The organism is Kribbella turkmenica (genome assembly GCF_004348725.1).
GTDB lineage: Bacteria > Actinomycetota > Actinomycetes > Propionibacteriales > Kribbellaceae > Kribbella > Kribbella turkmenica.
In genome coordinates this window covers 24121-37734 of the sequence record NZ_SMKR01000061.1, presented here as the reverse complement: position 1 = coordinate 37734, position 13614 = coordinate 24121, and the positions used below count along the sequence as shown (strand labels likewise).

Genomic DNA, 13614 nt, shown 5'->3' with positions numbered 1-13614 from the left:
GGGTTGGGGAGTCGAGGTCCGGGAGGGTCGTGGAGTTGTAGAGGAGGGTTACCAGGGTGGGGAACTGGCCTTCGGCGGTTTGACGGTTGAGGGTGTCGAGGATGGTGCCGCGGTGGAGGTTGGTGCGGTTCTCCAGGTCGGTGGTCAGGATGCGGACGGCGGGGACGAAGGCGGGGTAGTAGCCGTCGGCGTGCACGTTGTTGATGCCGGGGGCAACTTTGTCGATACCGAGGCGGGTGAGGAACTCGTCCAGGTGGTCGCGTGCCCAGGCTTCGGCGACCCCCTCCTCGAGCTGGCGGCCGCCGGGCTGGATGAAGGCGCCCCGAGCCGCCTCCTGGTCAGCGCCGGCCGGGCCGAGGAAATGGGCGTGCTCGTGCAGGATCGTGGCGAGGGACTCCCGGTAGCGGACGAGGTCGGCGGTCGGCTGGTCCTCACCTGATCGTTCGTACATCTGGCGCAGGGGATCGAGGATGCGCTCGCCGAGGTACAGCGTGCCGTCCCAGTGGGCGAGGCCGAGACTCTCGCCGGTGGCTTCGACGACCTCGCCGCTCCAGGCTGACTGGTCCGCGGCGGCGAGGGCGACCGCCTCCGGGCCGCTACGCGCCAGCAGGTCGTCCAGCGAGGTGGTCGGCTCCGCGGTCGTTCTGCTGGCGCTGATGCTCGAGTCGTCGGTGTGCGTCGCGGTCACGGCTGGTACGCCGACGCCAGGCGGAGGAGGGAGTCCGCGGAGCGCAGCAGGTTGGCTTCTTCCTGCGGGTTGTCGCAGCCGGCCGCGCGGCGGCGGAACTCGGCGGCGAGCCATTCAGCGCGGGCACGCCGCTCCGCGGGCGTCGAGCGGACGCCGGCGGTCGGAGCGGCGGCGGTGGTCGGAGGGGCGCCGGGTGGCAGGGGGATCGAGGGCTGGTGAGGTGCGGTGTGGTGTGACATGGATGTTCTCCCGAGGTGTGGTCTCGGCGGAGAACATATGGAGATTCAGCCGGCTTCTGATGACGAACTTCTCGGCTGTGGACAACTAGAAGAGCGTCGGTGGCTCGGTGACGACCGGGTCGGGAAGCGGGGTGAGACCGGGCACGATCGCGCGGACGTCCGCGTGGAAGCGGCGGGCGAGGTTGAGCGACTCCGCGTTGTCCGGGGTGTGCAGGAAGATGGTCGGCGACCGGCCCTCGGACAGCCAATCCACCACGAGTTCGACGAGGTAGGTCCAGCCCCCGACGGTTTCCGCGACGGAGTCCCGCCCGATGTAGCGGACGATCGGATGCCCGGTGAGCGCCCGCGTACGGCGGCGCACGCGCGGCTTCTTCATCCACGCGTCCCGCTCCGCGAAGCTCGTCGGCCGCCGGGCGAACAGTGTGCCGGTGTCGAACGGGATCCATTCGGCGTCGACCCGGGCGAGCACGCGCTCGAGCAAGCCCGCGGTCCGCGGGTCGGAGAAGAACTCCGGATGCCGGACCTCGACGGCGTACCGGTGATCCCGCGGCGCCTGGTGCAGGAACGCGGCCAGCACGCCGAGGTCGGTCGGGGAGAACGACGCCGGCAGTTGAATCCACACGACGTGGTTGCGAGAGCCGAGCGGCTCGATCGCGGTGAGGAACGCACGCAGTTCGACCTCGGCACCCGACAGCCGGCGCTCGTGCGTGATGAACTGCGGCAGTTTCACCACGAAGCGGAAGTCAGGCGGCGTCTGGGCGGCCCAGGTCTCCACCGTCGCGCGTGAAGGTGTCGCGTAGAACGTCGTGTTGCTCTCGACCGCGTTGCACCAGGAGGCGTACGCCCGGAGCTTGTCGCGGGAAGGTTGCGGCCACGCGGGATGTGTCCACTGAGCACATCCCACGTGGAGCCGCACTGTCACAATTTAGCGAGCTACCTCAGCGCTCGACCTCGCCGCGGATGAACTTCTCCACCAGGTCGCGGCAGACGTCGTCGGCGTACTGCTCCGGCGGCGACTTCATGAAGTACGAGGACGCGGACAGGATCGGGCCGCCGATGCCACGGTCCTTGGCGATCTTGGCCGCCCGGATGGCGTCGATGATGATGCCGGCGGAGTTCGGCGAGTCCCAGACCTCGAGCTTGTACTCCAGCGACAGCGGGACGTCGCCGAAGTTGCGGCCCTCGAGCCGGATGAACGCCCACTTGCGGTCGTCCAGCCAGGCCACGTAGTCGGACGGACCGATGTGCACGTTGCGATCCTCGATCTCCTCGCGCAGCTGCGAGGTGACCGACTGGGTCTTGCTGATCTTCTTGGACTCCAGCCGCTCCCGCTCGAGCATGTTCTTGAAGTCCATGTTGCCGCCGACGTTCAGCTGGTACGTGCGGTCGACGGTGACGCCGCGGTCCTCGAACAGCTTGGTCAGCACCCGGTGGGTGATGGTCGCGCCGATCTGCGACTTGATGTCGTCACCGACGATCGGCACACCCGCGGCGGTGAACTTGTCCGCCCATTCCTTGGTGCCGGCGATGAACACCGGCAGCGCGTTCACGAACGCGACCCCCGCGTCGATGGCGCACTGGGCGTAGAACTTCGCCGCCTGCTCCGAACCGACCGGCAGGTAGCAGACCAGTACGTCGACCTCGGCCTCCCGCAGTGCGGCGACGACGTCCACGGGCTGGGTGTCGGACTCGGTGATGGTCTCGCGGTAGTACTTGCCGAGACCGTCGAGGGTGTGACCGCGCTGCACGGTGACACCGGTCGGCGGCACGTCGCAGATCTTGATCGTGTTGTTCTCGCTGGCGCCGATGGCGTCGGCGAGGTCCAGGCCGACCTTCTTGCCGTCGACGTCGAAGGCGGCCACAAACTGCACGTCCTTGACGTGGTAGTCGCCGAACACGACGTGCATCAGACCTGGTACGCGTTCCGTGGGCTTCGCGTCCCGGTAGTAGTGCACGCCCTGGACGAGCGAGCTGGCGCAGTTGCCGACGCCGACGATCGCTACGCGGATCGAGGTCATCTGGAATCTCCTTGGGTAGGCGGTTGATGCTGTTCAGGGGGCCGCTGTTGCCGCCGCTCGCCGTCGATGAGTTCGTTCAGCCAGCGGACCTCGCGCTCGGCCGACTCCAGGCCGTGCCGTTGCAGCTCGAGGGTGTAGGCGTCCATCCGCTCCGCGGTCCGGCTCATCGCTGCCCGGAAGTTGGCCAGCCGCTCCTCCATCCGGGCCCGCCGGCCCTCGAGGATGCGCAACCGGGTGGCCGGATCGGTCCGGCCGAAGAACGAGAACCGGACGCCGAACGTGTCGTCCTCCCACGCCGACGGACCCCCGTCGTGCATCGCGTGCGCGAAGTGGTCCTTGCCGTCGGCGGTGATCGTGTAGACGATCTTGGGCCTGCGACCAGACTCCGGCGTACCGGGGTCGGCCGTGATCAGGCCGTTGCGGAGCATCGCCTTGAGGCACGGGTAGAGCGAACCGAACGAGAGCACGCGTCCCCAGCCGAACTGGGCGTTGACGCGCTTGCGGAGCTCGTAACCGTGCATCGGCGCTTCGTGCAGCAGACCGAGTACGGCGAGCTCCAGGACCCCACTGCGGTTTCCCATGACCCACCTCCCACGGTCTAGTTTGTCATGACCTGATGTATCGACTCGATACATCAGGGCGCCACTCTAAAACTCCGGAGACCTGTGGACAAGACCTGACAAAGTCCAGCTATGTCAGCGTCCTCACCGGCGACGCCGGAAACCTGTTACGTCAGCCGTCGATCCGCGTTAAACCTTTGACACACAGAGTCGTGGTCCAGGAGCGGAGGGTCATGGCCGACAGCCATGGGAAGCACGTCAAGGACGTCGAGCGTGAGGGGCCGCTGGCCCGGGTGGCTCTGCGGTTCACCGCGTTCACCGAGAAGTGGCTGCCCGACGCGTTCGGGTTCGTCCTGGTCGGCACCTTCGCCGTGCTGGTCTTCGGACTCGTCACCGGCGAGCCGCTGCTGAGGCGCCCGGACGACCCGGCCGCGACGAAGGGCTTCGGCCTGGTCGATGCCTGGGGCATCGGGTTCTGGTCGCTCATCACCTTCACCCTGCAGATGGCGATGATCATCATCGGCGGGTACGCCGTCGCCACCAGCGGACCGGTCGCCCGGCTGATCGCGCGCCTCGCCCGGATCCCCAGGACACCGCGGACCGCGGTCGCGTTCGTCGCCGCGGTCGCCATGCTGGCGTCGTACCTGAACTGGGCGTTCAGCCTGATCTTCGCCGCGATCCTCGCGCGGGAGGTGGCCCGCAACGTGCCGAGGGCGGACTACCGCGCGCTGGGCGCGATGGCCTTTCTCGGGCTGGGCACGGTCTGGGCGCAGGGGCTGTCCGGCTCGGCGGCGCTGCAGGTCGCGAGTGCGAGCAGCAGTCCGGCGCCCGTCCAGGAGGTCATCAAGGCCGGCGGCCGGGAGAGCGGACTGATCCCGCTCAGCGACACCATCTTCACCTGGCAGGCGCTCGCGGCGACCCTCCTGGTGTACGTCGTGGGCGTGGCGATGGCGTGGTTCATCGCACCTGGTGAGGACCACTCGAGGACCGCCGAGCATCTCGGCATCGAGCTCCGGCCGCTCGTCGGCCGCGGCTCGGCCTACAACGGTCAGCGTGCGGAGAGCGAGCAGCGCAGGCCGGGTGACTGGCTCGAGCACTCGCCGCTGTTCAGTCTGCTGATCGTCGTGCTCGGTGTGGTCTACCTGGTCCGCTACTTCAGCGGGAAGAATTTCTTCAGCGCGCTCGACCTGAACACGGTCAACCTCATCCTGTTCCTGCTCGCGCTCCTGCTCCACTGGCGTCCGTGGCGGATGGCCCGGGCGGTGCGCGACGGTGCCCCGGCCGCGGCCGGCGTACTGCTGCAGTTCCCGCTGTACGGCGGCATCTTCGGGATGATCGCGTACACCGGCATCTCCGCCCGGGTGGCCGGTTGGTTGGTGCAGGCAAGCAACCAGTTCCTGTTCCCGCCGCTGGTCGCGATCTACTCCTGCATCCTCGGCATCTTCGTGCCGAGCGGTGGCAGCAAGTGGGTGATCGAGGCGCCGTACGTGCTGGAGGCCGCGAACGAGCTGAAGGTGGACGCGGGCTGGATGGTGGTCGTGTACGACCTGGGTGAGGCGAGTGCGAACCTGCTGCAGCCGTTCTGGATGCTGCCGACGCTGGCGATCCTCGGCCTGAAGGCGCGCGACATCATGGGCTACACCTTCACGATGTTCCTCGCCTGCTTCCCGGCCGCCCTGATCGCCGTGACGTTGCTCGCACCGCACGTCACCGGGTAACCGCTTGCCGAGGCGTCCGAAAGATCTCGGTAAGGCAAACCGCGGCGGCGTCGCGGGTGACCGCGCCGCTTGTTAGCATCCAGAGCGGATTCGGGGCCGTTACCACACCCACCGTAGTCTGTGGGGCAATGACTTCCGCGAGATCGTCGAGGATTGCACTGTGAGTGAAGCTCGTAGAAAGGCCGTACCCGTCCGGCGCAAGAGACACTGGGCGCTCCGGGCTCTCGGCTGGTTCCTCGCAATTTTCTTCGTCGGCGTGATCGGCGCGGTCGCGACGTTCTTCATCGTCTACCAGGCGACCAAGATCCCGGACCCGAACAAGGAGTTCGCGACCAACACGACCACGGTGACCTACGACGACAAGAAGACCGCGCTGGGCTCGTTCTACGAGCAGAACCGGCACACGGTCCCGCTGTCGCAGATCCCGAAGCATGTCCAGGACTCGGTGATCGCGGCCGAGGACCGGACCTTCTGGACGAACTCCGGCATCTCGCCGTCGGGCATGGCCCGCGCGGCCTTCAACATCGCTCAGGGCGAGCAGCTCCAGGGCGGCTCGACGATCACGCAGCAGTACGTCAAGATCATGTACCTGACCCAGGAGCGGACGGTCTCCCGGAAGTTCCAGGAACTGTTCATCGCGACCAAGCTGAGCCGGCAGCAGGACAAGAGCAAGACGCTCGAGGGCTACCTCAACACGATCTACTTCGGTGAGGGCGCCTACGGCATCTCCGCCGCGGGTGACGCGTACTTCCAGGTGTCGGACCCACGGAAGCTGAGCGTGCCGCAGGCCGCGTTCCTGGCCACGGTGCTGAACAACCCGACGGTGTTCGACATCGACGACAAGGACCCGCGGACCCAGAAGCGGATCATCGACCGGTATCAGTACGTCATCGACGGCATGCGGCAGATGGGCACGATCACCGAGTCCCAGGCCGCGCGGTACCGGGTCAAGCTGCCGGCGCTCAACAAGAAGCAGAAGAACGACCGTTACCGGGGCCCGAAGGGCTTCCTGCTCGACATGGCGCGCAAGGAACTGGTGCGGCGCGGGTTCGACGAGGACCAGATCAGCGGCGGCGGCCTCAAGGTCACCACGACCTTCAACTACAACCAGCAGAAGAAGATGGTCGAGGCGGCGACCAAGGAACTGCCGAAGAAGCGTGACAACCTGCACGTCGGCATGGCCACGGTCCAGCCGGGGACGGGCGCGCTCCTGGCCATGTACGGCGGGCCGGACTACCTGAAGAGCCAGCTGAACTGGGCGACCCTCAGAGCCCGGCCCGGTTCGTCGTTCAAGCCGTTCGCGGTGGCCGCCGCGCTGCAGGACGGCAAGAGCATCTACGACATGTTCCAGGGTGACAGCCCGATCGAGATCCAGGGCAAGAAGCTCAACAACGAGTTCGACCGGGACTACGGTGACGTCGACCTGCTCTACGCGACCCAGGAGTCCGTGAACACCGCCTTCTACGACCTGGTCGACAACCAAATGGACAACGGCCCGGACAAGCTCGTCGACGCGGCCGAGGCGGCCGGCATCCCGAAGACGAAGGCGCTCGAGGTCGGCCGGGACAACCCGTCCACGGTGCTCGGTCCGGACCCCTACGCCTCGCCGGTCGACATGGCCAACGCCTACGCGACCTTCGCGGCCGACGGCAAGTACGCCCCGCTGCACGTGATCAAGGAAGTGACCGGCCCGGACGGCAAGGTGTTGTGGTCGGAGGCGAGCCTGACGAAGCAGCAGAAGCAGGCCTTCGAGCCGAACATCGCCCGGATGGTCAACTACGTTCTGCAGGACGTGGTCCAGAAGGGCACCGGCCAGGATGCCAAGGAGCTGGACCGCCCGGTGGCCGGCAAGACCGGTACGGCGGGTGGCGTGGGTGTCGAGCACCGCAAGGAGAACGCGGAGTGCGGCGGCTGCAAGGACGGCGCGGACACGCTGACGTCGTGGTGGACGGCGTACACGCCGCAACTGTCCACCTCGGTGCTCTACCGCGCCGGAAAGACCGGTGAGTCCGACCTCGACCCGTACTCCAACGAGAAGGCGTTCTTCGGCGGTGGGTGGCCGTTGAAGACCTGGCTGGCCTACATGGAGGCGGCCCACGAGGGTCTGCCCGAGGAGAAGTTCGCCGAGCCGGACGAGGACGACGTCAAGAACAGCCCGACGCCGACCTCCACTCCGTCGAAGACGCCGTCCAGAACCCCGCCCAGCACGTCGCAGAGCACGCCTGCCACCAAACCGACGAACACACCGAAGAACACGCCGTCCAACCCGCCTCCCACCAAGACCAAGCCGACCAAGACACCGCAGTGGCCGCCATTGCCCACCGGGCCGACGATCGAGCCGAGCGAGACGCCGGACACACCCGGCAGACCTGGCGGCGACCAGTAGCTTCGACCGGCGGCATCCCTCGGGTGCCGCCGGGCTTCTAGCATGGGGTGGTGACTCGGGCTCGGGTGGAACTCACGGGGTGCGTCTGTGTTTGAGCGGACGGCCGGTGAGCCGCGACCCGAGAAGCCGGGCAGAGCGCGGCGCGCCCGGGTCGACGGGGTGCGGTGGCAGCGGTGGATGCCGACCGCGATGGGCCGGGAGGTGCTCGGGTGGTGGCTGATCACCCGGGCAGGTCTGTTCCTGTTGTCGATCTCCGCGCCACTGCTGTTCAACCGGGGCAGCGACTACCCGAACGTCTGGCGGGCCTGGCTGCAGTGGGACGTCTGGCACCTGAAGGCGGTCGCGGAGTTCGGGTACGCCAACGGTGAGCCGTCCGGCGCGCCGCTGGCGGCGTTCTTCCCGGGCTTCCCGGCGCTGGTCCGGCTCGTCAGTTTCACCGGGATCGGATACGTTGCCGCCGGCATCGTCGTCTCCGGGGTCGCCAGTGCGGTGGCCGGCGTGTACCTGGCACGGCTGGCGCAGTACGAGTTTCCGCAGCTGAAGAACCTCGGTCCGAACGCGGCCGTGGTGTGGTTCACCGCCCCGGTCGGTGTGTTCCTCGCCGCCGGCTACACCGAGGCGCTCTTCTGCGCGTTCGCCTTCCCGGCCTGGCTGGCCGCACGGCAGGGTCGCTGGGCGCGAGCCGCGATCCTGGTCGCGATGGCGTCGACCGTCCGGGTGTCCGGGATCTTCCTCGCGTCCGCCCTGCTCGTCGAGTTCGTCACCTCGAAGAAGCGGGACTGGCTTTCGCTGCCGTGGCTGGCGTTGCCGGCCGTCCCGGTGCTCGGCTTCATGGCGTACCTGAAGCAGATCCACGGGTCCTGGTTCGCCTGGCAGGAGGCGCAGGAGAAGGGCTGGGCACGCGAGTTCACCTGGCCGTGGACCTCGATCATGCACACGGTCGAGGCCGCGACGAAGGGCCACTTCGCCGCCGACCGCAGTGACTGGACCTGGATGTTCCGGGCGGAGCTGGTCACGCTGGTGATCGGTCTGCTGCTGCTCGCGTGGTTGCTCTGGCGCCGCTCCTGGGGTGAGGCCGCCTGGATCGCGGCCACTGTCGGCGCGTTCTGTACGTCGTTCTGGATCTACTCACTCACCCGGGCGACTCTGCTCTGGTGGCCGCTGTGGATCGGCCTCGCGGTCCTGAGCCTGCGAAAACCCTGGCTCGGCCGCCTCTACCTCGGTCTCGCGATACCGCTGGCCGCGATCTGGGCCGCGGCGTTCTTCACCGGCCGATGGTCCGGTTGAGTAGTTCTGCTCAGGTTCGCCGCCGTGCGGCACGCCTAGCGTGATCGCATGCACACCCGCCGGTTCGGAAAGAGTCTGCTGCAGGCGGCGCTGACCGGAGTGGTGGCGGCGCTGGCCTACGAGGTGCTGGTGCGGTCCGGTGCGCCCTTGTGTGCGCCGTCGGCGACGCACTGTGTGGTGGATCTGCTGGGCGTGCTGTTCACCGTGCAGGTTTTCGGGCTTGCGGTGGCGCTCGCACTGCCCGTCTACGCTCGCCGGGCCGGGCTCGGCTGGGTCCCCACGGTGGCGGCCGGCCTGGCTGTGGTGGGGCTGAATCTGGCCTGGTTCGCGGTCGCCACCGGCTGATCCTGTCCGGCATGTGGACCCATCGGCCCGAAGGCAACCCTGCGGGGGGTTCGGACGTCGTTAAAGGTGAAGGGGTGGCAGTCCGGGCGGGGACCGCCACCCCTCCTCACTCGTCCGGCGGAACCTTTCAGGGGCAGGCTCCGCCGGAGATCGTCCAGCAGGGGCGGCGGCACCAGCCACCGCCCCTGACCTGTTACCCGTAGTTCCGGTCGATCGATTGGGACGGCGTCGGGCTCGGCTTGGTCTCGGCCACCCGCTTCTCGCTCGGGTGGGTACCGGGCTCGACCCCCTTCAGCGTTCCGAGCAACTCGATCTCGGACAGCGTGACCCCTCCGGCGCCCGCACCCGTCAGCACCAGCCGGTACTGCGTGTAGGACTTCGGCGAGGCGACGCTGAAGGACCGGGTGTACGACGCCCAGGCCCACTTCTCACCGGTACGCCGGTCCACCGGCGACCACGTCGTACCGTCGTTCGAGCCCTCCAGAACCCACGCCGACGGTGCCGCCCCGGTGGCGCCGCTGGTCAGGGTGTACATCCCGACCGGGCGGCCCTGTGGCAGCGCGACCGTGATGGTCGGGCTCGCGCCGGCCAGCGTGACCTGGGTCTTCGCGTCGTTGTCGGTCAGCGCGGTGACGTCCAGGCCGCCGGCCCCGACCACCGCTCCCTCGTCCGAGGTCGAGTCCCGCCAGGTCTTCGGGTCCTCGCCCGGCGTGGTGATCGACGGCGGCGCGTCGCTGCGGCCGGTGCCCCACCTGGACGGCTTGTCGGTCATCTCGAACTCGATCTTGCCGCCGTTAGCGATCAGGTCGTGCGGAAGCGCGGTCGAGGTCCACTTCTTCCCGTTCACCCGGACGCCCTTGACGTAGATGTTGCGGGCGTCGTTGCCGGGTGCACTGACGACCAGTTTCTTGCCTCCGGGCAGCCGGACCGTCGCCTTGGTGAACAACGGGGACCCGATCGCGTACGTCGGGGAGCCCATCTGCAGCGGGTAGAACCCCAGCATGCTGAACAGGTACCACGCGGACATCTCGCCGTTGTCCTCGTCACCCGGGTACCCCTGGCCGATCTCGGACCCCAGGTACAGCCGGGACAACACCTCGCGCACCTTCTCCTGCGTCTTCCAGGGCTGACCCGCGAAGTCGTACATGTACGCGATGTGGTGCGACGGCTGGTTGCTGTGCCCGTACTGACCCATCCGGACGTCGCGTGCCTCGAGCATCTCGTGGATCGTGCCGCCGTACCCGCCGGTGTGCAGGGCGTCCTCCGGCGTGCTGAAGAACTCGTCCAGCTTCTTGGCCAGCCCGTCGCGGCCGCCGTAGATCGCGGCCAGGCCGGCGCCGTCCTGCGGGGTCGAGAACGCCATGTTCCACGCGTTCGTCTCGGTGTAGTCGTGACCCCAGTCCCGCGGGTCGAAGGTGGTCGGCGCGTGGCCCCAGACGCCGTCCGGGCCCTTGCCCTGGAAGAACCCGACCGCCGGGTCGAACAGGGTGACGTAGTTGCGGGCCCGGTTCAGGTAGTACCGGTAGTTGTCGAGGTACTCCTGCCTGCGGGGGTCGTTCTTCTTCGCGGTGTCGTACAACTGCTTCGACATGTTCGCGATGCCGAAGTCGTTGATGTAGCCGTCCATCGACCAGCTGAAGCCCTCACCGGTGGTGTTGGCTGTGTAGCCGTTGAACGTGGAGAGGTCGAGACCCTTGCGGCCGACGTTCTGCGAGGGCGGTACGACGGCCGCGTTCTTGAGGGCGGCGTCGTACATCGCCTGGACGTCGATTCCCTTGATGCCCTTGAGGTAGGCGTCGGCGAAGGCGACGTCGGAGCTGGTGCCGACCATCAGGTTCGCGTAGCCCGGGGACGACCAGCGCGAGATCCAGCCGCCGTCCTTGTACTGCTGGACGAACCCGTTCACCAGGTCCGCGGCCGAGTCCTGGGCGAACAACGAGTACGCCGGCCACACCGTGCGGTAGGTGTCCCAGAAGCCGTTGTTCACGTACGTCTGCCCGGCCACGATCTTCGAGCCGGTCGTGGTCGGCGTGTCCGTGCCGACCTTCGGCGACGTCGGCGACGCGTACTTGATCACCGGGTCCTTGCGGGTGCCGGTGTTCTCCGAGCCGTTGTTCGGGTAGAGGAACAGCCGGTACAGGTTCGAGTAGAGCGTGGTCAGCTGGTCGGCCGTCGCTCCCTCGACCTCGATCGTGCGCAGCTTCGCGTCCCACTGGTTCTGCGCGGCGTCCTTCACCTTGCCGAACGTCGACCCGGCCGGCAGCTCCAGCTCGAGGTTCTTCTTCGCCTGCGCCGTGCCGATCAGCGAGGTCGCCATCCGCAGCTGGACCTGGGTGACCTTCGGGTCGAAGGAGAAGTAGCCGCCGACTCCTCCGCCACCGCCGTTCGACAGCTTGCCGGAGGCGAGCACCTTCTGGTCGACCACGCCGTACACGAACAGCCGGCCGGCACCGGTGGACAGGCCGCTCCTGACGTCGCTGTACCCGGTGACCACTCCCGTCGCCGGGTCGAGCGTCAGGCCGCCGTTGTTGTTCACGTTGTCGAACACCAGCGACGCCTTGCCGGCCGGGAACGAGAACCGCAGCATCGCGGCGTGGTCGGTCGGCGCGATCTCGGCCGCGTTGCCGTTGTCGAAGGTGACGCCGTAGTAGTACGGCCTGGCGACCTCGTTGTCGTGGCTGAACGACCAGGCGCGTGCCTTCCGGTCCGCGGTCGGCGTAGTGGCGGTCGACGGCATCACCTGGAACGTCTGCCGGTCACCCATCCACGGGCTGGGCTCGTGACTGATCGACAGTGCCTGGATGGTCGGCTTGTTGAGCTCGTTGTTGCCCTTGGCGTAGTCGTACAGCCAGGACGTCGAGCCGGCGTTCGTCACCGGAGTCCAGAAGTTGAAGCCGTGCGGTACGGCGGTCGCCGGGAAGTTGTTGCCGCGGGAGAATCCGCCGGTCGAGTTCGTGCCCCGGGTGGTGATCGCCAGGTCCGACGGGTGCTTCGCCGCGGTCTTCCGGGCCGCCCGGTCGGGATTGATCGCGGCGGCGATCCGGATGTCGTCGATCCAGCCGCGGAACTCGGCCGGTCCGGACGGCTTGTCGTAGCCGACCAGGATCCGGGTCACCGTCTTGCCGGCCGCGACCTTGCCGAGGTCCGCCTCGACGTTGTTCCACTGGTTCGTGGACAGGCCCTTGGCGTCACCCTGGCCGCGCGGGCTGAGCTCGAAGCCGTGGTGATCCTTCGCGCGGAGGTCGCTCAGGTACGTCCCGTCCGAGAAGGCCAGGTCGAGCGCGGCGAACGCGCTCGGGTAGCTGAGGTCGCCCTCGGTGTGCTCGGGGAAGATCTTGTACGACAGCCGGGTGTCCCGGCCGATCTTCAGGTCGACGTCGACGATCCGGTTCCAGGTGTAGCCGCGGCCCTCGGCGGTCTGGTGACCGGCGTACCGGAACGACTTGACACCGGTGTAGCCGACGCGGGCGCGGGCGTTGTAGGCGCTGGTCGGGCCGGAGTCCAGCCGCGACTCCGCGACCGGGCCGGGCGGCGGCAGCGGGGCGCCGTTCGAGAGGTACCAGTCGGCGAGCTGGACGATGTTCTCGCCGTGGTTCAGCGTGATGTCCAGCTTGAAGAACTTGTACGGCGTCTCGTTGGTGAAGCTGTACTCCTTGGTCTGGAACCGGGTCTCGAAGCTCTCGCCGGTCCGGGTGTCCAGCGTGGTCCAGGTGGTCCCGTCGTTCGAGCCGGCGACGGTCCAGTTCTGCGGGTCGCGGCCGTCTGCGTCGTTCGCCGAGGTGAGCGCGTACTTGCGGATCACCACCGGGACCGATGTCTCGTAGACCAGCCAGCCGGTCGGCTCGAACACCAGCCACTTGGTGAACTTGTCACCGTCGGCCGCGTTGGTGGCGATCTCGCCGGCACCGGTGTTCTCGCCGTTCGCGGTCACCTTATTGACCTTGTCCATCTCACTGCCGCCGATCCCGGTGGGGGTCGGGCCGCGGACGCCGTCGGCGCGCGGCTTCCCGTCCGGGCCGGTCTCGACCGTGTCGGCGGGGCCGGGCTGCGGCTGCCCGGACTCGAACGAGGTGAAGAAGGAGGAGCCCGTCACCACGGGCCGGTCCTCCGACGGAGGTGGGGCAGCATTCGCCGGCGTCATGGCAGACGACATTGTCACAATCAGTCCGAGAGACGCGACGAGCCCCAGTGGGCGGCGGAGAATCATCAACGCTCCTTGCACGGCCGGCCGGCACCACGGGACCCCCGTCCGCCGGTGTGGGATGCGCGGCCCCGATGACAAGGTTGTCAGCCCGCGCCCGGAGTGATCCTGCCCAGCTTGGTCACTTCTGGTCAATAGTTTGTAGCGCACTGTCGACCCATGGCGGGGGATT

At 67.9% G+C, this 13614-nt stretch carries 9 protein-coding genes and 1 pseudogene; 4 read left to right on the top strand and 6 right to left on the bottom strand.

Annotated features, from left to right (window positions below; genetic code table 11):
• The 5 genes and pseudogenes from E1218_RS16005 to E1218_RS15985 all read right to left on the bottom strand — a co-directional run.
• Positions 1–688: pseudogene (locus tag E1218_RS16005) on the bottom strand (hypothetical protein); the annotation flags it as partial.
• Complete coding sequence (locus tag E1218_RS16000; RefSeq protein ID WP_132320821.1) at positions 685–927, bottom strand: hypothetical protein; 243 nt, start codon at positions 925–927, stop codon at positions 685–687. The pseudogene E1218_RS16005 and the gene E1218_RS16000, both read right to left, overlap by 4 nt.
• Positions 928–1012: 85 nt before the next feature.
• Positions 1013–1843: a DUF72 domain-containing protein gene (locus E1218_RS15995; RefSeq protein WP_132320819.1), complete on the bottom strand. Its 831-nt coding sequence runs from the start codon at positions 1841–1843 to the stop codon at positions 1013–1015.
• Positions 1844–1865: 22 nt separating this feature from the next.
• The gene (locus E1218_RS15990) at positions 1866–2945 is read right to left on the bottom strand and encodes an inositol-3-phosphate synthase (protein WP_132320817.1); all 1080 of its coding nucleotides are present in this window, start codon (positions 2943–2945) and stop codon (positions 1866–1868) included.
• The gene (locus tag E1218_RS15985; protein WP_132320815.1) at positions 2942–3526 is read right to left on the bottom strand and encodes a PadR family transcriptional regulator; all 585 of its coding nucleotides are present in this window, start codon (positions 3524–3526) and stop codon (positions 2942–2944) included. The genes E1218_RS15990 and E1218_RS15985 overlap by 4 nt, the downstream gene beginning before the upstream one ends.
• A gap of 212 nt (positions 3527–3738) precedes the next feature.
• Here E1218_RS15985 and E1218_RS15980 point away from each other — a divergent pair, with 212 nt between their 5' ends.
• The 4 genes from E1218_RS15980 to E1218_RS15965 all read left to right on the top strand — a co-directional run bounded on the left by E1218_RS15980 (position 3739) and on the right by E1218_RS15965 (position 9241).
• On the top strand, positions 3739–5223 hold the full coding sequence (locus E1218_RS15980; RefSeq protein ID WP_132320813.1) for a short-chain fatty acid transporter: 1485 nt from the start codon (positions 3739–3741) through the stop codon (positions 5221–5223).
• A 160-nt stretch (positions 5224–5383) separates the two neighbouring features.
• The gene (locus tag E1218_RS15975; RefSeq protein ID WP_132320811.1) at positions 5384–7609 is read left to right on the top strand and encodes a transglycosylase domain-containing protein; all 2226 of its coding nucleotides are present in this window, start codon (positions 5384–5386) and stop codon (positions 7607–7609) included.
• Between the two features lie 87 nt (positions 7610–7696).
• Complete coding sequence (locus tag E1218_RS15970) at positions 7697–8896, top strand: mannosyltransferase family protein (RefSeq protein WP_132320809.1); 1200 nt, start codon at positions 7697–7699, stop codon at positions 8894–8896.
• Positions 8897–8944: 48 nt separating this feature from the next.
• Positions 8945–9241, top strand: a complete 297-nt coding sequence (locus E1218_RS15965; RefSeq protein WP_132320807.1) for a hypothetical protein — start codon at positions 8945–8947, stop codon at positions 9239–9241.
• A gap of 193 nt (positions 9242–9434) precedes the next feature.
• Here the strand turns inward: E1218_RS15965 and E1218_RS15960 are convergent, their stop codons facing one another.
• Entirely contained in the window at positions 9435–13334 is a 3900-nt protein-coding gene (locus E1218_RS15960; RefSeq protein ID WP_233712260.1) for a GH92 family glycosyl hydrolase, read from the bottom strand.
• Positions 13335–13614 lie beyond the last annotated feature (280 nt).